The sequence below is a fragment of the Streptomyces sp. NPDC021622 genome (assembly GCF_040640795.1).
Lineage (GTDB): Bacteria > Actinomycetota > Actinomycetes > Streptomycetales > Streptomycetaceae > Streptomyces.
Window position 1 is genome coordinate 133,927 of sequence record NZ_JBFACK010000001.1, and the last position, 19,600, is coordinate 153,526.

Sequence of the window (19,600 nt, forward strand, 5' to 3'; positions counted from 1 at the left end):
CCGCGTGTCGCACATCCTGACTGTCTGCCAACTGCATTGTCACGGAAGGTGCATGTCGCTGTCAGCCATCCGCGGGGCAACGGCCTGAGACAGGTGTGGCTGGCGGGAAGGCGCCCTGGCGGCTTCCCGCCAGGACCGGTCGACACCCCCGCAACACAAGCCCCCTGACACTCGTCGCAGCACCCGGGAACCACCCCCGCCCGGGTCCGACGAAGAGAGGGCACCCATGACCAGAGCACCCGCGTGGCGAAGAGCGAGGCTGCTGCCGGCCTTCGGCCTCGCGTTCGCCCTGCTCCCGGCAGGGCAGGCCGCCAACGCGGCTCCTTCCGATGTGCCGCCAGGGCGGGCCACCCCTGCCATGCCCGCCGCCCGCGCCGCCCACACCGTCACCCTGGTGACCGGCGACAAGGTCACCGTCACGGAACTCGGCGGCGGCAAGAAGACCGTCACCGTCGACCGGCCCGAAGGGGCCACCGGAGCCGTCCGGAGCGAGATATCGGGCGGCCGCATCACCGTCGTACCGGACGAGGCGCGGCCCTGTCTGAACGCGGGGACCCTCGACGAGCGGCTCTTCGACGTCACGGAGCTGATCCGGCAGGGGCTCGCCGGGAAGAAGGCGGGCGCCGCCCTGCCGCTGATCGTGACGTACGAGAAGAAGACGTACGAGAAGAAGGCGCGTGCCGCGGGCCAAGGAGTGCCGCGCGGTGCCGACAAGGTGCGGTCGCTGCCGAGCGTCGGCGGCGTCGCGGTGAAGGCGGACGAGCCCGGTGACTTCTGGCGGGCGGTGGCGCCGGACGCCACCAAGTCGGCGCGTACGAAGAGTGGTTCGGGCGGCGCTCTCGCCGACGGCATCGGGAAGATCTGGCTCGACGGCCGTGTCGAGGCCGACATGGCGCAGAGCAACGAGCAGATCGGCACCCCCGAGGCCTGGGAGGCGGGGCTCACCGGCAAGGGCGTGAAGGTCGCCGTCCTCGACACCGGGGTCGACACCTCCCACCCCGGTCTCAAGGACCGTGTCGGCGCCACCAAGAGCTTCATCCCGGGCGAGGAGGTCGCCGACCGCAACGGCCACGGCACCCATGTGACCTCGACCGTCGGCGGCAGCGGCGCCGGGTCCGACGGCGACAAGGAGAAGGGCGTCGCACCCGGCGCCACGCTCTCGGTCGGCAAGGTGCTCAGCGACGAGGGCGCGGGCAGCGAGTCGCAGATCATCGCGGGCATGGAGTGGGCGGCCAAGGACGTCGGCGCCAAGGTCGTGTCGATGAGCCTCGGTTCGCAGGAGGCGAGCGACGGCACCGACCCGATGGCCGCCGCCGTCGACACGCTCTCCAAGGACACCGGCGCCCTCTTCGTCATCGCCGCGGGCAACACCGGCGCCCCCTCCTCGATCGGCTCGCCCGGCGCCGCCGACTCCGCGCTGACGGTCGGGGCCGTCGACGCCGCCGACAAGGCCGCGTACTTCACCAGCCAGGGCCCCCGCTTCGGCGACAACGCCCTCAAGCCCGATCTGTCGGCCCCCGGCGTGGACATCCTCGCCGCCCGTTCCCAACTCGCCGGTGGTGAGGGCTACTACACCGAGATGAGCGGTACGTCGATGGCGACCCCGCACATCGCGGGCGCCGCGGCCCTGCTGGCCGAAAAGCACCCCGACTGGAGCGGCGCACGGCTCAAGGACGCGCTGATGTCGACGTCCGCGCAGCTCGACGCCTCGGCCTATGAGCTGGGCGCGGGCCGCGTCAGCGTGCCCGGCGCGATCGACGCCCGGATCACCGCGAGCGGCAGCGCCGACCTCGGCTTCTACTCCTGGCCGTACGGCGACAACAAGCCGGTCACGAGGACGGTCACGTACACCAACTCATCGGATGCTGCGGTGGAGTTGAGTCTCTCCGCCGAGGGCGCGGCGGAAGGCGTCGCGACGCTCGCCGACAAGACGCTCACCGTCCCCGCGCACGGCACCGCATCGACCACGGTGACCGGTGACGGCGCGAAGGCGCCCGTCGGCAACACCAGCGGCCGCATCGTCGCGAGCGCCGCCGGGAAGCCGGTCGCGCACACCGCGTTCGGCCTGGTCAAGGAGGAGGAGCGGTACACGCTCACCGTCCGCGTCAAGGACCGTGACGGCGCCGCGACCGGAGCGGGCCTGGTGCTCCAGCGCCTCGCCGAGGGGGTCGACCCCTTCCAGGCGGAGGTCGGTGACTCCGGCACGCTGGAGCTGCGCCTGAAGCCGGGAACGTACGCCCTCTCCTCCTTCCTCGACGTGCGCGGCGCCGGCGGCAAGGACTCCCTCGGCCTCGGCTACCTCGCCGCGCCCGAGATCGTCCTCGACAAGGACCGCGAAATCACCCTGGACGGCCGGAAGTTGCGCGAGATCGGCGTGGATGTCGGCCGGCGCACGGAGACCCGGCAGCTCCTCATGGAGTACGACCGCAAGGCGAACGGCGCCGAGCTGATGGGCGCGGTCCAGGTGCCGGTCAAGTACGACAGCGTCTTCGCGGCGCCCACCGAGAAGGTGCGCCAGGGCAGCTTCGAGTACCGCACCGTCTGGCGCCTGGGCAAGCCCACCCTGGATGTGAAGGGCATCGGCGAGGTCGTCGCGCAGCCCGGCGGCACCGTCACCGACGGCCGCAGCAGGCTGCCGCTCGTCGACGTGGGCGGCGGCACGGCCGCCGAGTACGCGGGCAAGGACGTCAAGGGCAAGGCCGTCGTCGCGCGCCGCTCGGCGGCCGCGACACCCGCCGATCTCGGGCAGGCCGCCCAGGACGCGGGCGCGAAGGCGCTGTTCGTGACGGACGACGTGCCGGGGCGGCTCAACGCCTGGTTCGGCACGGACGACAACGCGGACCGGCCGCTGCAGATCGGCACGGTCGGCGCGGCGGACGGCGCACGGCTCATCGCGGCGGCGAAGGCGGGCAGGGCCGTGGAGACCACGGCGACGCCCCGCACGCCGTACGTCTACGACGTGTCGGAGGGCCACAAGGGAGCGGTGCCGCGCGACCTGACGTATGAGCCGTCGAAGCGTGAACTCGCCGTCCTGGACACGAAGTTCCATGCGGTGAAGCCGGTGCCGGGCGGCGAGTTCCGTTACTCCCTGACGGACACCTTCGCGATCGGCTTCGGCTTCCAGGAGAAGATCGACTACCCCGTCGAGCGGACGGACCACGCATCGACGGGGGCGGGCCAGCTGTGGCACGAGTCCGTGTCGGTCGGCCCCGGCGTCCTGGAGGAGCGCGGCGGCCTCGTGAAGTACCGGGGCGGTGAGCGCTCCACCCTGAACTGGTTCAAGCCGGTGTGGCATCCGTGGCTGGGCACGGGGCTCGGCTGGGGGCAGCAGCGGGCCGGCAACAATCTGGAGTTCAACGTGCCGGGGTGGGGTGACTCCGGGCCCGATCACACGGGGTTCGGCGACGTGTGGAACGACGACTCGATGACGCAGGTCAGCGCGGTGTACGCGGACGGCGATTTGGTGGACCGGCGGCAGAGTTCAGGGGTCTATGTGTGGGACGCGGACCCTGCCGAGCGGACGTACAAGGTCGTGACGGACACGACGCTGGACCCGGGCCGGTGGCGGCTCGCGACGAAGGGCCACTCGGAGTGGACCTTCAAGTCGAAGGAGACTCCGGCCGACCGGAAGACGTTCCTTCCGCTGCTGAACCTCGGGTTCGACGTGGACACGGACCTCGCCGGGGCCGTACCGGGTGGGCGGACCGTGGACGTCGGGATCTTCTCCGAGTACGTCAAGGGAGCGGTGGACGTCGGCACCATCGGCGGCGGCGAGCTGGAGGTGTCGTACGACGACGGCGCGAACTGGACGGAGGTCGCCCTCGACCGGGAGGGCGAGAAGGCGTCCTGGGGCGGCGAGTTGAAGGTTCCGGCGTCTGCTGAGTACATCTCGCTGCGGGCTTCGGCGAAGGATGACCGGGGTGGTTCGGTGACGCAGGAGATCGTCCGGGCGGTGGGGGTGGGGCCATCAAATAGCCCGTCCGGCGTTTGAGGACGAACTCGGCGGAGCCGGTGATGGACGACCGCGGGGCAAGCACCCCGCAGGCCCCGCGCACCGCCTGCACGGAGTCGTAATCCAGGCGTTACGCCAGTGAAGGTGCTGTGTCACAGTGATCGTTGAGGCTGATGTAGCCGATTGCCCCGGTTTCTGGGGCTAGTTGGCGGCTCAACAAACGAATCCGGTCCTCCCCCCACAATCCGAACAGGATGGGACCACACTGATGACCCTTCAACTGCCCATGGGGCCCGATCCACTCAGGTCGGCCCCACTACCCGGCGGCCACGTCCTGGCCGTCGGTTCGCCCGGCCCCAGCCGGGAACTGCTCACCCGGACGCTGAAGCTCACCGGGTACGAAGTCACCCATGCCGTACCCGGCGACGTACACCGTCAGGTCAGGCTCGCGCCCCCTGACGCGATCGTGGCCCTCGACGACGGCCCGGACGGTCGGCGCCTCGGCCTCGACGTCATACGGGAGGTGCGCGCCGACCCCGCAGGGCAGGCGCTTCCGCTGCTCATGGTCACCGGGGCCCGCACACACGCCCCCGGCACCGTCGCCGATCTGCTGCAGAGCGGCGCCGACGACTGCCTGCCGGAGGCGTCCGACCCGCGCGAGCTGTCCGCGCGGATAGCGGCCAAGCTGCACCGCGTCCCGGTCCCGGTCGAGAACCTGCTGCGCGATCCGCGCACCGGCCTCTACTCGGGGCCGCACTTCATGGACGAGCTCGACCGCGAGCTCAGCCGCCCGCCGGCCGCCCGGCGCGGCGGTGTGCTCGCCGTCGTCGGCGTCGCCGAGATGGCCGCCCTGGAGTCGCGGCTCGGGCCGCGCGTGCGGCGCGAGGTCGCCGAGCGTCTCGCCGGTGTCGCCGAGAAGATGGGCGGCGTCTGCGACCGGCTCGGCTGGGACGAGGGCGGGCAACTGCTCGTGCTGATGCCCGGTGTCGACGAGGAGACCGCCACCCGGAGCCTGCGGGAGTTCGCCGCGTCCGTGGCCGGCACCCGGTTCGTCGTCGCGGACGAGAACGTCCGGCTCACCCCGGCGATCGGCTGGACCCCGCTCGCCGATTACGCCGACCACACCCGGGCGGCCGAGCACGCGCGGGACGCCGTGTCCGAGGCCGTACGCCACCGGGACCTGCGCCCGGTGCGCTACGAGCCGTGGATGCGGGCGAGCGCGCCGCACGGCCACCGTCGCGCCCGCGCCGGGTTCCGGGTCCTTGTCACCTGGCTGACCCGGATGATCTCACCCGTGCTTCCGCTTGTGCTCGGCGTGGGCGTGCCGTTCGCGCTCTACCAGCAGGCGTACGAACTGGGCTGGGACGCGGCCGGGTTCGCCTACTGGGTGGTGGTGGCCGGGCTCGTGCTCTCCGCGCTGCTCATCATGCTGGAGTGCCTGTTCTCGCTGGACGCCACGCCGAGGCCCGACCGGCCCGGCGCGCCCTATCCGGCCGCCAGCGCCGTCATAGCCGCGTATCTGCCGAACGAGGCGGCGACGATCGTCGACACCGTCGAGTCGTTCCTGCGGCTCGACTACCCCGGCGAGCTCGAGATCGTCCTCGCGTACAACACACCGCATCCGCTGCCCGTCGAGGACACCCTGCGGGACATGGCGGCCGGCGATCCGCGCCTCGTGCTCCTGCCGGTCGTGGGCAGCACGTCCAAGGCGCAGAACATCAACGCCGCGGTGACGCGGGTGCACGGCGAGTTCGTCGGCATCTTCGACGCCGACCACCATCCCGCGCCGAACGCCTTCCGGCACGCGTGGGACTGGCTGTCCAACGGCTACGACGTCGTGCAGGGGCACTGCGTCGTACGCAACGGGGACAGCTCGTGGGTCGCGCAGACCGTGGGCGTCGAGTTCGAGACCATCTACGCCGTCAGCCATCCCGGACGGACCCGGATGTACGGCTTCGGCGTCTTCGGCGGGTCGAACGGCTTCTGGCGCACGGACCTGCTTGCCAGGACCCGGATGCACGGCTCGATGCTCACCGAGGACATCGACTCGACGATGCGTGCCCTGAACGAGGGCGCGCGAATAGCCATGGACCGGACGCTCATCTCGCGTGAGCTCGCGCCGACCCTGCTGCGGCCGCTGTGGAACCAGCGCTCGCGCTGGGCGCAGGGCTGGCTCCAGGTGTCGCTGCGGCATCTGTGGGGCGCGCTGCGCTCGCCGGTGTTCTCGCGGCGCCAGAAGACGGGCCTGTTCGTGCTGCTCGGCTGGCGCGAGGTGCAGCCGTGGCTGACGCTGCAGATCCTGCCGATCCTGGCGCACGCCGCCTGGCGCGCGGGCGGTGCGGACCGGCTCGACTGGGCGGTGCCTGTCTGCCTGATGGCGGCGGCCGTCACGATGTCCGCCGGGGTGGTGCAGGCCGCCTTCGCCTGGCGGCTCGCGGTGCCCGAACTGCGCCGCCGCAAGCGGTGGTTCTGGCGCTATCTGCTGGTTTCCACGTTCTTCTACAGCCACTTCAAGAACATGGTGGCGCGCCAGGCGCACCTGAAGGAGGCGCTCGGCGACCGGCAGTGGCGGGTCACGCCACGGGCCGCCGCCGCCCCCGATGCGGCCGAACCGGCGGTGCGCGCATGACCAGCACCCTCACCCCCCTTACGGCCACCCCGCCCAGGCCGGCGCCTCCCGCTCCACGCCCGTCCCGCGGCCGTGCGCTCGAACTCCAGGGATACCGCGGCCTCGCCGCCCTGAGCACGGTCCTCTTCCACATATGGCAGGAGTGGTACACCTACGACGCCGCGGGCGCGCACCCGCCCGTCGACAGTCCCTGGCTGGGCGCGCTGATCTCACTGGAGGTGATCGACCTCTTCTTCGTGATGTCCGCGTATCTGCTCACGCTGTCGTACGCCCGCGCCGCCATCGACGGCGGCACGATCCGCACCGGCCGGAACTTCCTCTTCCGGCGGGCGATCCGCATCCTGCCGCTGTACTTCCTCGCGGTCCTCGTCGTCTGGGCGAGCCGCAATCCGACCCTGCCGGGGGACTGGCGGGACCTGGTCGAACACCTCACGTTCACGCACATCTTCGACCAGGAGCGGATCTTCTACACCCTCGGCCCCACCTGGTCCCTCTCCCTGGAGGTCGCCTTCTACCTGGCGCTCATCGCGCTCGGCCCGCTGGCGGTGCGGGCGTGCCGGAGGCTCTCGACACGGCGGGCCCGTGTCGCGGTGTGCGCTTCGGGGTGTGCGGCGCTGTTCGTCCTGCCGGTGGTCTGGATCTCCGTCGCGCGTTACGTCGTCGGGGTGCCGCACACCAACTGGCCGGTGTACTTCGGTCCGCAGGCCCGCTTCGGGGGTTTCGCCGCGGGCATGGCGCTCGCGGTGCTGCTCGTGGCGCTTGGTGAGCGGGGCCGGCTGAGCGCGCGGGCGACGGTGCCGCTCTCGGCGGGGGCGCTCGCGGGGCTCTACGCCCTGTCGTACCTCTCCGACCCGGAGAACTTCGCGCACACCTACTACCACCCGATCGCGGCCGTGCTGTGGTTCACGCTGCTCTACGCCACGCTGCAGGTCAGGGCGGGCGAGCAGGTGCGCTGGCACGGCGTGCTGCGGGCGCGCTGGGTGACGGCGGTCGGGCTCATCAGCTACAGCCTCTACATCTGGCACGAGCCGGTGATGCTGTGGCTCATCAAGTCCGGTCTGGTGCCGACGAGTCAGGCCGGTTTCCCCTTCGCGGCGCTGATCGTGCTCGCGGTCGCGCTGGCCGTCGGCACGGCGAGCTACTGGCTCATCGAGTACCCGGCGAGCCTGCTCGGCAAGGCGAAGGACGGCAAGGGCGGTGCGCGGGACTTCTATCCGGATCCGACGCGCTGACCGCTGACACGGTGATGCCGCCTCCCCGTGGGACGGGGGAGGCGGCATCGCCGTGCGAACTCCGGGTGACGTCAGACCAGCCAGCCGAGGAAGTGGGCGATACCGGCGACGACGTCAGTGATGAGGTTCATGGTGGTGCTTCTCCTTGTGGGACGTGCTCAGGTCTTCTTCCAACTCCCGGACCTCGTATGGGACATGGACCGGGAACGCGGCAACTACGGTCTGCAGCCCGTCGCTTGCGTTCCGTAATCATCGTCAATCACATGCGTCACATGCAATCCCTGAGGCGACGATCACCTGTTCCAGGGAACACCTGCTCCCTTGTTCGCATTTTCGGGACCGGCTGCTGTACTGACACCCCGTCAATTAAGGGGCTGCTCATGCGATTTCGTAGAACGGTGCTCGCGGTGGCGTCGACCTCCGCACTCCTGACGACGGGAGCCGCTCCCGCCGCTCCCGCTTCCGCCGACCGCGCGGCTTGCTCCCCAAGGGTGTCCGTCTCCGGCTACTCGGACGCCCTGAACAAGACCACCGTCGACGGCCGGATGGTGGGGGGCCTCTCGGCGCTCAGTGTCGAGCGGGACGGCGGCGTGACCGCGGTCTCCGACCGCTCGGCGCTCTTCGCGCTCGATCTGCGCGGGGGCGAACCGCGCGCCACGGGGTTCGTGCCGCTGGTCGACGCGACGGGCGCGGTGCTCGACTCGGAAGGGCTCGTCACGGACCGCGACGGCAGCCGCCTGGTCGCCGACGAGCGGGCCCCTTCCGTCCTCCGCTACGACGAGGACGGAACCACCCTCACGGGCCGTTTACCGGTCCCGGACCCTCTCCGGGTGGCCCCGGCGGGCCGCGCCCGGCAGAACCGGACCCTCGAGAGCCTCACCCTGCTGCCCGGCGGACGCACCCTGGTCGCGGGGATGGAGGGCCCACTGGCCGGCGACGGCACGGACGCCGCAGGGCGCACCCTGAACCGCGTACAGACCTGGCAACGCAAGGCGCACGGCGGCGAGTACGGCGGCGAGTTCGGCATCGGGCCGCAGTACGGGTACGCCGTCGACCCCGGCATGGGTCTGGTCGAGCTCGCGCCGGCCGGGGACGGCCGCCTTCTCGTCCTGGAGCGCGGCTTCACGCCGGACTTCATGATCTCCGTACGGCTGTACGTCGCCGATGTGCGCGGCGCCGAGGAGACCGGCGCGGTGGAGCAGTTGGACGGGGACACGCGCGTGATGCGCAAGACGCTCCTTGCCGATCTCGCCGACTGCCCCTCCATGGGCGCACCCTCGAACCTGCCGCCCGGCAACAATCCGCTGATCGACAACATCGAGGGCATGGCGGTGACCGGCCGCGGCGGTCACGGCGCGCTGCGGCTGCTGCTCGTCAGCGACGACAACGAACTCCCGCAGCAGATCACCCGCCTCTACAGCCTTCGGGTGAAGCTGCCGCCGCGCCGGTGAAGGAGCGGCCGCGCGGGGCGCGACGATGGGGGCATGGAGACCCAGCCGTTCCCCGTGCGCCGCGTGTACGACCCGCCGAACGAAGCCGATGGCGTACGCGTCCTGGTGGACCGCCTGTGGCCGCGAGGCGTCTCCAAGGAACTCGCCGTCATCAGCGAATGGCCCAAGGAGGTCACGCCGTCCAGCGCGCTGCGCACGTGGTTCCATCAGCACCGGGACGAGTACGAGGAGTTCGCGCGCCGCTACCGCGCCGAGCTCGAAGGACCGGAGCAGCAGGACGCGATCCTGCATCTGCGGGAGCTCGCGGACGCCGGGACGGTCACCCTGATCACCGCGGTGCGGGACCCGGAGCACAGCCATGTGCCCACGCTGCGGTCCGTGTTGCTGGAGGGGAAGGCCTGAGCGCTTGGGTCAGCCGCCCAGGGTGAAGGACTGGTGCGCCTCGATGAAGTGGCGCTCGCCCGCCGCCGCACGCCCGGCGGGCGCGGAGACCCACAGGTCGTACATCTTGCCGCCCTCGTCCCAGCTCAGGTCGTAGGTGCGGCGCGGCCCGCCGTCACCGGCTCCGCCGTCCCAGGTGAACTCCCAGACGGCGGCGGGGCGGCCGTTGTGCGTGGTCTTGCGCACCGAGCCGTCGCGGTAGCCGGGGTAGTCCGAAGGGCCGTCCTCGTGGGCCTGCTGCATCACCGCGAGGGGGCCGTCCGGGTCCAGGGGCTGGGGGTGGACGCCGATGCGGAAGGCGTTGTCCGCCGAGTTGTAGAAGACGCGGGGCGGTTCGTTGGAGCGGAGGAAGCCGGTGGGCGTCGCCATCGTGAACCCCGTCGGGTCGTTGACCGTCCGATAGCCCGCGGGGGCGGGGTCCTCGGCGGGCTTGGAGGGGGTCTTCGTCCCGGCGGGGGTGGGTCTGCCGGTGCCGTCGGCGGACGGCTTGGGGTCGATGGTCGGCTTCTTGCCGGGGTTCTTCGGCTTGTCGGGGTTCTTGGAGGGCTTCTTCGTCGGAGTCTTCGACGGCTTCGCGCTCTCCGGCTTCTCGCTCACCTTGCCAGCAGGCCCGCCGCTCCCCGTGGCGTCCGTCTTCGTGTTGCTGGAGTCGTCCCGCGTCATGACCCACGCGCCCGTGCCGCCCGCGGCGAGCGCGAGCGCCAGGGCGCCGGCCAGGAGTGCCGTCCGGATCCGGGGGCGTGCGGCGGGTGCGGGGGCGGCGCCGAGCACGATCGCGTCGTCGGACGGGGGCGGCGCCGCGGGTCTGCGGGCCACCGGAGTGCGGGGCACGGTCGGCATCCGCTCCTCCACGAGGAAACCCCGCAGCGCCTGCTCGGCCTCGTCGGCACCGAGCCGCTGTGCCGGATCCCGCTCAAGCAGTCCCCGTACGACAGGAGTCAGCGGACCGGCGGATTCCGGCACCTGGATCTCGTCCATCACCACGGCGTGCAGCACCCCGGCCACCGAGTCGCGGTGGAACGGCGACTCGCCCTCCACGGCGGCGCAGAGCAGCACGCCGAGGGACCACAGGTCGGACTCCGGGCCGGTGCGCTTGCCCGACATGCGCTCAGGGGCGGTGTATTCGGGCGAGCCGACGAAGGCACCCGTCTCGGTCAGCGTCGTCTGCCCGTCGACCTGGGCGATCCCGAAGTCGGAGAGCACGACGCGCTCCGTGGCCGCTTCCAGGAGTACGTTCGCAGGCTTGAGGTCGCGGTGCAGGACGCCCGCCGCGTGGGCGGCGCGTAGCGCGGCGAGCAACGCAAGACCGATCCGGGCGGCCTCGGCGGGCGGCACCGGGCCGTCCACGGCGATCCGGTCGGCGAGCGATCTGCCGTCGATCAGCTCCATCACCAGCCACGGCTGCCCGTCGTGCTGCACGACGTCGTGCAGGACCAGGATGCCCGGATGCCTCACCTGCGCCACCGAGCGCGCCTCCCGCAGCGTGCGCTCGCGCCGGCTCTCGGCGTCGGCGGGCGAGAGGCCCGCGTCGACGTGCAGCTCCTTCACCGCGACGGCGCGCCCCAGTAGTTCGTCCTTCGCCCGCCAGACCGTGCCCATGCCGCCGCGCCCGAGCGGTGTGGTGATGCGGTAGCGCCCCGCTATGAGATCCCCGTGACTTGCCATGGCCCGCATCATACGAACTCCCGTTGCAGATGGCGCAGTTGGGAGCTCTGATGGTGATGGTGCGACTGTGCCGTGACCATGCGGTGAAGGGAAGTGAACGGCGCACGTGCCGCGGGGATGTGCCACCGCGCGCCGGATACGTGGCGTGCCTGATCGCCTACTTTAGGTGACTCGAGCGGGTCGCGCAGGGAGCGGCCCGTGCGGCGGAGGGGATCTCACTCATGATGCGACGACGACGCATGGCCATGACGCTGGGGGCGATGGTGGCAGCGGCGGCTCTGACACTCGGGATGTCGGGCTCGGCGTACGCCGCGGAAGGCGTCCTGGCCATCAACGGCAACGCGTATCTCGACCCGAGCGGCTGCTACCCCGTCGACTGGTTCCCGTCATCGGTGACCAACCACACGGACGCGATCGCCGAGGTCCACAGCGGCCCCGACTGCTCGGGTCCGGTCGAGTGGCTCGTCTACCCCGGCGAGACCTACTACACGGAAACGGCTCAGAGCGTCTTCATCCTCTGACCCCATGAACGACACCGGCGCCCCGCCCCCACAGGGCGCCGGTGTCTCCGTGTGCTGATCGCGGGCTTACCCGGCGCGCGATAGGAAAGCCGGATGCCAGCTCCCCAACTCCCGCCCGTGTGCGGCCCGGAGGGCCCGATCCGGGCCACCGCCCCGATGCCCGTCACCCCGCCCCGCGCGGTGCTCTTCGACTTCTCCGGGACGCTCTTCCAGGTCGCCCCGTACGCCGACCGCATCCGCGCCGCACTGCCGGGCCCGGTGGACGAGCCCACGATGGACGCCATCCTCGCGGCCCTGGAGAAGGGCCTCACCGATCCGGCGGTCGTGGCGGCACAGCACGCCCGTGACGTCTCGTCCGAGGCCCACCGCCACGCGTTCACCACCTGGTACGCCTCCGCCCAGGCCCTCGCCCCGCACGCCGGCACCCTCTACGAGCAACTCCGCTCCCCGGAGCACTGGTTGCCGTACGCGGACGCCGAGCGCACCCTGGCCGCGCTCGCCTCGCGGGGCATCGCGCTCGGCATCGTCAGCGACGTCGGCTGGGACCTGCGGGCCACGTTCGCCCGGCACGGCCTCGACGGCTACTTCTCGAGCTGGGTCCACTCGTACGAACACGGCACGGAGAAGCCGGACCCGCTCCTCTTCGGCCACGCCTGCGCGGAACTCGGCGTGGCCCCGGCCGACACCCTGATGGTCGGCGACCACCCCGCCAAGGACGGCGGAGCGGCGGGCGCGGGCCTGCGGTCCTATGTGCTGCCGGGCGGGGCGGCGCCGGGGTCCGTGCGGGGGCTCGGGGCCGTGCTGCGGCTCGTGGCGGAGGCTCGCTGATCGGGGCGGCGGGCGGCCGGTGTCGACCCTGGTCGTACAGCCACGGTCCGATGACCTGCCGTGCCCCCCGTGGCTACGATCTGCGCATGTCAGCCAAGCCGCGTCTGCCCCTGCTCAAGCGCATGCCCGTGGGTGTCTGGGTGGGTGTGACGTGGGCGGCGGTGACCGTGTATCCGCTCGCCGAGTACGTCGTGCTGCCGCCCGGGCAGGACGTCTCGTACTCGTACCCGCGGCATGGCATGGACGAGCTCTGGGCGCAGTTCGCGCTGCTTCTCGCCACCGCCCTGGCCCTCGCGGGCTGCGCCGTGCTGCGGCGGTGGCCGCTGACCGCCATGGCTCTGGTGATCGCCGGTACGGGCGGCACGATGGTCGCCTGGCGGCAGACCGAGGTGGTGCCCATGGCGTTTGTGCCGGTGACGGTCGCCCTCGGGTTCGTCGCCGCAGGGCACGCGCGCAGGACCTCGCTGATCGCCGGTGGCATGGCGTTCGGTGCGCTCTTCGCCCTCTGGGCCCCGAGGGAGTTGCTCGGCTTCGGGCGGGACGACGGGACCGCGGCGGAACCGTACATTGCGCTGACCGCGGTCACCGCCTGGCTCATCGGCAACTCGGTGCATCAGGCCCGCGCGTACGCCGACGGTCTGCGCGCCCAGGCCGCCACGCAGGCCGTCACCGAGGAACGGCTGCGTATTGCACGGGAGTTGCACGACATGGTCGCCCACAGCATCGGCGTCATCGCCCTCCAGGCGGGCGCGGCAAGCCGGGTCATCGAGACCCAACCGGCCGGAGCCCGCGAGGCGTTGACCGCCATCGAGGCCACCGGCCGCGAGACCCTCTCCGGGCTTCGCCGCATGCTCGGCGCCCTGCGCGACGCGGAACCGGAGGGGGCGGACGCCCCCCTTGGTCCGGAGCCCGGCCTCGCCTCCGTCGACCGGCTCGCCGAGACGACGACGGCCGCCGGCGTCCATGTCGACGTGCGGTGGACCGGCGAACTCCGGCCGCTGCCACCGGAGATCGACGTATCGGCGTACCGGATCATCCAGGAAGCCGTCACCAACGTCGTACGCCACGCGGGTGCCGCGTCCTGCCAAGTTTCCGTCGACTGTCGCGAGGACGAGCTCGCCATCGAGGTGACCGACGCCGGGCGCGGCCACGACGCCACCACCCCCGGCGGCTACGGACTGCTCGGCATGCGCGAGCGAGTCGGCCTGCTGCACGGCGAGTTCAGCGCCGCACCCCGCCCCGGGGGCGGCTTCCGGGTGGCGGCCCGGCTTCCTGTCCCGGCGGGCGTCCGATGAGCATGGAGAGTCCAGTGCCCCGAAGCCCGGCCCCCGCACGCGTCGTACGCGTCCTGCTCGTCGACGACCAGCCCCTCGTCCGCGCCGCCCTGCGCATGGTCATCACCGAGGCCCCCGACATCGAGGTCGCCGGCGAGGCGAGCAATGGCACCGAGGCGGTCCGGCTCACCGAGGCAATCCGCCCGGACGTCGTGGTGATGGACATCCGCATGCCCGGCATGGACGGCATCGAGGCCACCCGCCTGATCACCACAGGGCCGAGCGCGGAGACCCACGTCATCGTCCTGACCACCTTCGACGACGACGATTACGTGTACGGCGCGCTGCGCGCGGGCGCGGCCGGGTTCCTCGTCAAGGACATGGCGCTCGACGACATCCTCGCCGCGGTCCGCGTGGTCGCCGCCGGAGACGGTCTGATCGCCCCGGGCGTCACCCGCCGCCTCATCAAGGAGTTCGCCGAACGCCCCGCCAAGGACGCCAGGCCCCGGGGCTCGATCACCGGCATCACCGACCGCGAACGCGAGGTCCTCACCCTCGTCGGCAGCGGTCTTTCCAATACGGAGATCGCCGCCGAACTCACCATCAGCGTCGCCACCGCCAAGACCTATCTGACCCGGCTGCTCGCCAAGCTCGGCGCCCGCGACAGGGTGCAATTGGTGATCATCGCGTACGAGGCGGGCCTGGTCGCAGCACCCCGGTGACCTGGGCATGGGCGTTGTCGGGTGCACGTCGAGCGGTTGTTAGCCTGCGGTGCGCACAACCGAACCCAGGAGGCCTCCGTGTCACCCGACCGCCCCACGATCGCGCTGGTCACCAGCAGCATCCAGCTGGAGACCGGCATCGACCGTGATCTCCCCGAGCTCGCGCGCTCGCTCGGAGAAGCGGGGGCTGACGTGGCCACCGTGACCTGGGACGATCCCCGGGTCGACTGGGAGCGGTTCGACCTCGTCGTCATCCGGTCGACCTGGGACTACAGCTGGCGCGCCGCCGAGTTCCTGGCCTGGGCGGGACGCGTCGCGCGGCTCACCGTCCTCGCCAACCCGGCGTCCGTGGTGCGGTGGAACACCGACAAGCGGTACCTGGGGGAGCTGGCGGACGCGGGGGTGCCCGTCGTGCCCACCCGGTTTCTGGCGGCCGGCGACCCGGTCGAGTTCCCGGACGGCGGCGGCGAGTTCGTCGTCAAGCCCACGTCCGGGGCGGGCGCGCGCCTCGCGGCCCGGTACGGGGCGGGTGAGCACGAGGCCGCGTCGAAGCATGTCGCGAAGATGCACGAGGACGGGTTCTCCGCGATCGTGCAGCCGTATATGCCTCGCATAGACGAGACCGGCGAGCGTGCTCTCGTCTTTGTCGGCGGGCGGTTCCTGCACGCCGTTCAGAAGGGTGCGGTGCTTGCGCCGGGGGTGGCCTATGACGATGAGAAGATGCCGCACCCCGATCTGCGGACGTGGGTGCCTACCGCTGCCGAACTCGACGTCGCCGAGCGGGCGTTGGCCGTGATTCCCGGTGCGCCGGAGCTGCTCTACGCCCGTGTGGACCTCATCGACGACGAGAGCGGGAACCCCTGCGTCATGGAGCTTGAACTCGTCGAGCCGAATCTCTTCATCGACCTTCACCCCGGCTCGCTGGCAGCGGTGACGGAGGAGATCCTTACCGCCGCGAGTTAATCGGGTGGACGTGGCGTGTGAGGCGTGAATAGCCTGCCGCCATGTCCAGCCCCGAGTCCGACAGAAGCTAGCCACCGGCCCGGCATGTCCGGTGGCCCAGTAGTTCTGTTGATGCCGACCGCCCTCTGCGGGTGCGTCGTGGCTGGTGACGCAGTTCCCCGCGCCCCTTCGGGGCGCTCCCTTTCGCGGAGTACCTTCATGCCCTTTGCCATCTACATGCTCGGACTTGCCGTTTTCGCGCAAGGCACATCCGAGTTCATGCTCTCGGGTCTCGGCCCCGACATCGCCGCCGATCTGAACGTGTCCCTGTCCACCGCGGGCACCCTCACCTCGGCATTCGCCGTGGGGATGGTCGTCGGTGCCCCGCTGATGGCCGTCCTCAGCCGCCGCTGGCCGCGCCGGAACGCGCTGCTCGGCTTTCTCGTGACCTTTCTGCTCGTCCATGTCGTCGGGGCGCTGACCAGCAGCTTCGCGGTGCTGCTCGCGACGCGTGTCGTCGGTGCGCTCGCCAACGCGGGATTCCTCGCCGTGGCGCTCGTCGCCGCCACCGGCATGGTCGCGCCGGACGCCAAGGGGCGGGCCACCTCCGCCCTGCTCGGCGGGGTCACCATCGCGTGCGTCGCGGGTGTGCCCGGCGGTGCGCTGCTCGGGCAGTACTGGGGGTGGCGGTCGGCGTTCTGGGCGGTGGCGCTGGTCTCGGTGCCCGCCGTCGTCGCCATCCTGCGGTCCGTGCCGGCCGGCGCCCCCGACATCGCGGTCACCGGGGCACGCGGCGAGCTGCGGTCGCTGCGCGCGCCGCGGCTCCTGGTGACGCTGCTCCTGGCGGCGCTGGTGAACGGCGCCACCTTCTGTACGTTCACCTACCTCGCGCCGCTCGTCACCAACGTCACCGGCTTCGAGGAGAGTTGGGTGCCCGTCCTGCTCGCGCTGTTCGGCGTGGGGTCGTTCGTCGGGGTCACCCTCGCGGGGCGCTTCGCGGACGTACGGCCCGTGCCCTTCCTCCTCTGCGGCGGGCTGGCGCTGCTCGCAGGCTGGGTGCTCTTCGCGCTGACCGCGGGGAACCCGGTGGCCGCGGTCCTGCTCGTCCTCGTCCAGGGCGCGCTGTCCTTCGGCGTCGGCTCGGCGCTGATCACCCAGGTGTTGTACGCCGCGACCGGCGCCCCCACGCTGGCGGGCGGTTTCGCCACGGCCGCGCTGAACGTGGGCGCGGCGATCGGACCGGTGGGCGGCGGACTCGCCCTCGGCGCGGGGCTCGGCTACCGCTCGCCGCTGTGGGTCAGCGCGCTGCTGGTGGCGTCGGCCCTCGCGGTGGCACTCGTCAGGCCTCAGGCGCCGTCCGGGAACGACACCCGCTGGAGCAGGCCCCAGGTGAACTCCGCGACGCAGCGCCGTGGTTGACCCGAACCGTCGGGAGCCGTGAAGACGAGCCGCCAGCGCGTCGGTGCCGTGCCCTCCATCGGGCGGGCCGGGGCGAACGCGCGGGCGGCCTCGTCGACCGTGCACGACCAGGGGGAGAGGTCGTCCACCGTACGCAGTTCGGGTCCGGGGGTGTCCGGAGCCCGGACCAGCCACTCGTTCCAGGCCGCGCCGTTCGGTGCGAGCAGCACCTCGAAGCGCAGGGTGGGCCAGAGCGGCACCGGCCACAGCAGGGCCTCGCACTCCAGGTCGCCGATGCGGCGGGGCACGGTGGCGACCGGTGGGCCGAGCACCGAGCGGTAACGGGAGGCCGAACCCCGTGCGCGAGGGGAGCGGGTCATCGCCTGCCAGCGGCGGTTGGCCTCGCGCATGTCCGCGATGGAGACGCCGAGCTCGTGGCGGGCCTCCTCCACCAGGTCCGGGTTGTGGTCGGCCATGCGGCGCAACAGGACCAGCTGGAAGTCGAGCGGAGTGAACGGGCCGGTGGGCTTCGGTGAGGAGCCGGAGGCGGAGCTAGCGGACATGGGCTCCATGGTCGCGCACCGCGGCGCCTCCCGGGCGGCGGCCGCCGGGAAGGAAGAGCACCGAATTGACGTACCGGGGGTGCCGGGGCGTGAGGGCTCTGCGCAGCAGTCCCTGCGAGACGACGTACGCCGTGTCGTGCTGGTGCGCCTCCAGGTCGAAGCCCTCCAGCGGCAGCCAGGTGTCGTGCGGCAGGACCCAGCCCTGGTAGCCGTGGTGCCGGGTGAGCAGGTCGACGATCGGGGTGATCGGCTGGATACGGGACTCCAGTTCGATGAAGAGCGCCGGGCGGTCGCGGGTGAGCAGATCGTGCGCGCCGCGAAGGACCTGGAGCTCATTGCCGTCCACGTCGATCTTGATGAAGTCGACGTCGCGCAGACCGAGTCCGTCGAGCGTCAGGCAGGGTACGTCGACCGCCTTCGCGTGGATGTCCCTGCGGATGAGCGAGGAGACGCCCCGGTCGCCCCGGTCGCCGCGCGGCAGCCAGAGGCGCGCCGTGCCGGGACGGTCGGTGGCCGCGGCCTGGATCACCCGGACGTTGCCGGGCGTGGAGTCCTCCAGGAGGCGGGCCAGATGCGGCACCGGCTCCACGGTCACCACGCGGCGCGCGCGGGACGCCAGGCGCCGCGACCACGGGCCGTACCAGCCGCCGACGTCGACCGCCGTGGCGCAGCCGCGCGGGCAGAGGTCGCCGAGCCGGGCGAGCTCCGGTTCGAAGCGGGGGTAGACGAAGCGGGCCAGGGCGCCGATCAGCCGGGCGGGAAGGTGCGGGGCGAGGCGGGCGGCGACGGTCTTGTGGGGCCCCGCCGCGGTCTTGTCGGGCCCCGTCACGGCGAGATCCGCTTCAGGAGCTGCTCGTGCTCGTCCTCCGGTATCTGCTCGCCGGAGGAGGGGAGGAGCTGCGGTATGCCGTCGATGATCGGGTAGCGGCGGCGCAGCCGTGGGTTGTAGAGGACCTCCTCCGGCACGAGGGGTCCCTCGGGCTCAAGGAGGTGCAGCGGGCCCTTGTCCAGCGGGCACGCGAGGATCTTAAGCAGCGGGTCTTCGGGGTTCATCAGCTGGTCAGCTCCTTGGTGGGGGTGGGGGGTTGGGCAGGCGGTTCGGGTCGGGGGTCGTGCTTGGGCATGGCGAGCAGTACGGACACCGCGAGCGCCGTGCCCGCGATGCGCAGGGCGAGCCGCAGCGGTTCCTCCGGCAGCGGCTCGCCGAAGGCGAGGGTCCCGAGCACGGCGGTGAACAGCGCGGTGACCGTCGTGCACACGGGGACGATGAGCGAGGCCCGGCAGCGCTGCAGCGCCGCCTGCGACATGACCAGGCCGAACGCGCCGGTGAAGAGCAGGAGATACGGATACGGGGAGCTCAGCAGATCGAGCAGCGCCGAGCCGAGCCCCTCCGTCGTCAGATAGCTGGACACGCCCTTGATGGCGAGCGAGCTCACGCCGTAGAGCAGCCCGACGGCCACCCCGTACTCGACGCCGGTCGTCGGAAGCCGGTGCCGGTGCCTGGCCCGGCGCTCGGCCGATCCGTACAGCAGGACCCCTGCCGCGAGCGAGGGCAGACAGACGGCGAGGACCAGCGGCACGGGCGCGCTGCGGCTCACCGTGTCCGAGCCCTCCCGCAGCGAGAGCACCACCATGAGCAGCGCGGCCAGGATGGCCCCGACGGCGTACCGCTCGCGTCCGGAGGTCTGCTCGCCGAGCAGCTTGGAGGAGAGCAGCAGCAGAAGGACGAGTCCGGATACGAAGATGCCCTGCGCGGCGGCGATCGGCAGCGTCCGGTAGACGGCGAGCTGCGCGCCGAACCCGGCGGCGAGCGCCAGCGATCCGCCGATCCACAGCGGGCTGCTGATGACCTGCATCAGGAGCCGCGCCGGCCTTCGCACGCTGACGGACGGCATCGCGGTCAGGGCCCGTTTCTCCAGGACGAACCCGGTGCTGTAGAGCACGTTCGCCAGCAGGGCGGCGGCCACACCCCACCACATGGC

At 71.8% G+C, this 19,600-nt stretch carries 16 protein-coding genes; 11 read left to right on the plus strand and 5 right to left on the minus strand.

Annotated elements, in window-relative coordinates:
* Positions 1-226 precede the first annotated feature (226 nt).
* The 5 genes from AB0G47_RS00620 (at position 227) to AB0G47_RS00640 (ending at position 9,666) form a co-directional block, all read left to right on the plus strand.
* Positions 227-3,991 (plus strand): S8 family serine peptidase, encoded by a 3,765-nt coding sequence (locus AB0G47_RS00620; protein ID WP_360762449.1) that lies wholly within the window; start codon positions 227-229, stop codon positions 3,989-3,991.
* A gap of 229 nt (positions 3,992-4,220) precedes the next feature.
* The gene (locus tag AB0G47_RS00625; RefSeq protein WP_360762452.1) at positions 4,221-6,581 is read left to right on the plus strand and encodes a glycosyltransferase; all 2,361 of its coding nucleotides are present in this window, start codon (positions 4,221-4,223) and stop codon (positions 6,579-6,581) included.
* The gene (locus tag AB0G47_RS00630) at positions 6,578-7,813 is read left to right on the plus strand and encodes an acyltransferase (protein WP_360762455.1); all 1,236 of its coding nucleotides are present in this window, start codon (positions 6,578-6,580) and stop codon (positions 7,811-7,813) included. Before AB0G47_RS00625 ends, AB0G47_RS00630 begins: the two co-directional genes overlap by 4 nt.
* Positions 7,814-8,193: 380 nt before the next feature.
* The gene (locus AB0G47_RS00635; protein ID WP_360762458.1) at positions 8,194-9,264 is read left to right on the plus strand and encodes an esterase-like activity of phytase family protein; all 1,071 of its coding nucleotides are present in this window, start codon (positions 8,194-8,196) and stop codon (positions 9,262-9,264) included.
* Between the two features lie 33 nt (positions 9,265-9,297).
* Positions 9,298-9,666 (plus strand): DUF488 family protein, encoded by a 369-nt coding sequence (locus tag AB0G47_RS00640; RefSeq protein WP_266867358.1) that lies wholly within the window; start codon positions 9,298-9,300, stop codon positions 9,664-9,666.
* A gap of 9 nt (positions 9,667-9,675) precedes the next feature.
* On the opposite strand, the gene AB0G47_RS00645 is transcribed toward AB0G47_RS00640, so the two are convergent.
* The gene (locus AB0G47_RS00645; protein ID WP_360762461.1) at positions 9,676-11,370 is read right to left on the minus strand and encodes a protein kinase; all 1,695 of its coding nucleotides are present in this window, start codon (positions 11,368-11,370) and stop codon (positions 9,676-9,678) included.
* 221 nt (positions 11,371-11,591) lie between these two features.
* Between AB0G47_RS00645 and AB0G47_RS00650 the strand changes: the two genes are divergently transcribed.
* The 6 genes from AB0G47_RS00650 to AB0G47_RS00675 all read left to right on the plus strand — a co-directional run bounded on the left by AB0G47_RS00650 (position 11,592) and on the right by AB0G47_RS00675 (position 17,076).
* Positions 11,592-11,891, plus strand: a complete 300-nt coding sequence (locus AB0G47_RS00650) for a hypothetical protein (protein ID WP_360762464.1) — start codon at positions 11,592-11,594, stop codon at positions 11,889-11,891.
* A gap of 93 nt (positions 11,892-11,984) precedes the next feature.
* Entirely contained in the window at positions 11,985-12,719 is a 735-nt protein-coding gene (locus AB0G47_RS00655) for an HAD-IA family hydrolase (protein WP_360762466.1), read from the plus strand.
* A gap of 86 nt (positions 12,720-12,805) precedes the next feature.
* Positions 12,806-14,014, plus strand: a complete 1,209-nt coding sequence (locus AB0G47_RS00660; RefSeq protein ID WP_360762468.1) for a sensor histidine kinase — start codon at positions 12,806-12,808, stop codon at positions 14,012-14,014.
* A 2-nt stretch (positions 14,015-14,016) separates the two neighbouring features.
* Entirely contained in the window at positions 14,017-14,715 is a 699-nt protein-coding gene (locus tag AB0G47_RS00665) for a response regulator transcription factor (protein WP_360762471.1), read from the plus strand.
* Positions 14,716-14,814: 99 nt separating this feature from the next.
* Positions 14,815-15,678 carry a hypothetical protein gene (locus AB0G47_RS00670; protein WP_360763876.1) on the plus strand — a complete coding sequence of 288 codons (864 nt, stop codon included), beginning with the start codon at positions 14,815-14,817 and terminating at the stop codon, positions 15,676-15,678.
* Between the two features lie 198 nt (positions 15,679-15,876).
* Positions 15,877-17,076 carry a Cmx/CmrA family chloramphenicol efflux MFS transporter gene (locus AB0G47_RS00675; RefSeq protein WP_360762474.1) on the plus strand — a complete coding sequence of 400 codons (1,200 nt, stop codon included), beginning with the start codon at positions 15,877-15,879 and terminating at the stop codon, positions 17,074-17,076.
* On the opposite strand, the gene AB0G47_RS00680 is transcribed toward AB0G47_RS00675, so the two are convergent.
* From AB0G47_RS00680 to AB0G47_RS00695, 4 genes are read right to left on the minus strand one after another with little or no spacing between them, the layout of a single operon-like run.
* Positions 17,004-17,618 carry a hypothetical protein gene (locus AB0G47_RS00680; protein WP_360762476.1) on the minus strand — a complete coding sequence of 205 codons (615 nt, stop codon included), beginning with the start codon at positions 17,616-17,618 and terminating at the stop codon, positions 17,004-17,006. The two genes, AB0G47_RS00675 and AB0G47_RS00680, sit on opposite strands and share 73 nt — an antisense overlap.
* Positions 17,608-18,447, minus strand: coding sequence for an FkbM family methyltransferase (locus tag AB0G47_RS00685; RefSeq protein ID WP_360762479.1), 840 nt, complete (start codon positions 18,445-18,447; stop codon positions 17,608-17,610). Before AB0G47_RS00685 ends, AB0G47_RS00680 begins: the two co-directional genes overlap by 11 nt.
* On the minus strand, positions 18,444-18,671 hold the full coding sequence (locus AB0G47_RS00690) for a Trm112 family protein (RefSeq protein WP_360762482.1): 228 nt from the start codon (positions 18,669-18,671) through the stop codon (positions 18,444-18,446). The genes AB0G47_RS00685 and AB0G47_RS00690 overlap by 4 nt, the downstream gene beginning before the upstream one ends.
* Positions 18,671-19,585, minus strand: coding sequence for a hypothetical protein (locus AB0G47_RS00695; RefSeq protein ID WP_360763878.1), 915 nt, complete (start codon positions 19,583-19,585; stop codon positions 18,671-18,673). The genes AB0G47_RS00690 and AB0G47_RS00695 overlap by 1 nt, the downstream gene beginning before the upstream one ends.
* Positions 19,586-19,600: the final 15 nt, after the last annotated feature.

Bases quoted from the DNA above. Each gene is read 5' to 3' on its own strand.
- AB0G47_RS00620 (WP_360762449.1), top strand. From the start codon at position 227: ATGACCAGAGCACCCGCGTGGCGAAGAGCGAGGCTGCTGCCGGCCTTC.
- AB0G47_RS00625 (WP_360762452.1), top strand. From the start codon at position 4,221: ATGACCCTTCAACTGCCCATGGGGCCCGATCCACTCAGGTCGGCCCCA.
- AB0G47_RS00630 (WP_360762455.1), top strand. From the start codon at position 6,578: ATGACCAGCACCCTCACCCCCCTTACGGCCACCCCGCCCAGGCCGGCG.
- AB0G47_RS00635 (WP_360762458.1), top strand. From the start codon at position 8,194: ATGCGATTTCGTAGAACGGTGCTCGCGGTGGCGTCGACCTCCGCACTC.
- AB0G47_RS00640 (WP_266867358.1), top strand. From the start codon at position 9,298: ATGGAGACCCAGCCGTTCCCCGTGCGCCGCGTGTACGACCCGCCGAAC.
- AB0G47_RS00645 (WP_360762461.1), bottom strand. From the start codon at position 11,370: ATGGCAAGTCACGGGGATCTCATAGCGGGGCGCTACCGCATCACCACA.
- AB0G47_RS00650 (WP_360762464.1), top strand. From the start codon at position 11,592: ATGATGCGACGACGACGCATGGCCATGACGCTGGGGGCGATGGTGGCA.
- AB0G47_RS00655 (WP_360762466.1), top strand. From the start codon at position 11,985: ATGCCAGCTCCCCAACTCCCGCCCGTGTGCGGCCCGGAGGGCCCGATC.
- AB0G47_RS00660 (WP_360762468.1), top strand. From the start codon at position 12,806: ATGTCAGCCAAGCCGCGTCTGCCCCTGCTCAAGCGCATGCCCGTGGGT.
- AB0G47_RS00665 (WP_360762471.1), top strand. From the start codon at position 14,017: ATGGAGAGTCCAGTGCCCCGAAGCCCGGCCCCCGCACGCGTCGTACGC.
- AB0G47_RS00675 (WP_360762474.1), top strand. From the start codon at position 15,877: ATGCCCTTTGCCATCTACATGCTCGGACTTGCCGTTTTCGCGCAAGGC.
- AB0G47_RS00680 (WP_360762476.1), bottom strand. From the start codon at position 17,618: ATGTCCGCTAGCTCCGCCTCCGGCTCCTCACCGAAGCCCACCGGCCCG.
- AB0G47_RS00690 (WP_360762482.1), bottom strand. From the start codon at position 18,671: ATGAACCCCGAAGACCCGCTGCTTAAGATCCTCGCGTGCCCGCTGGAC.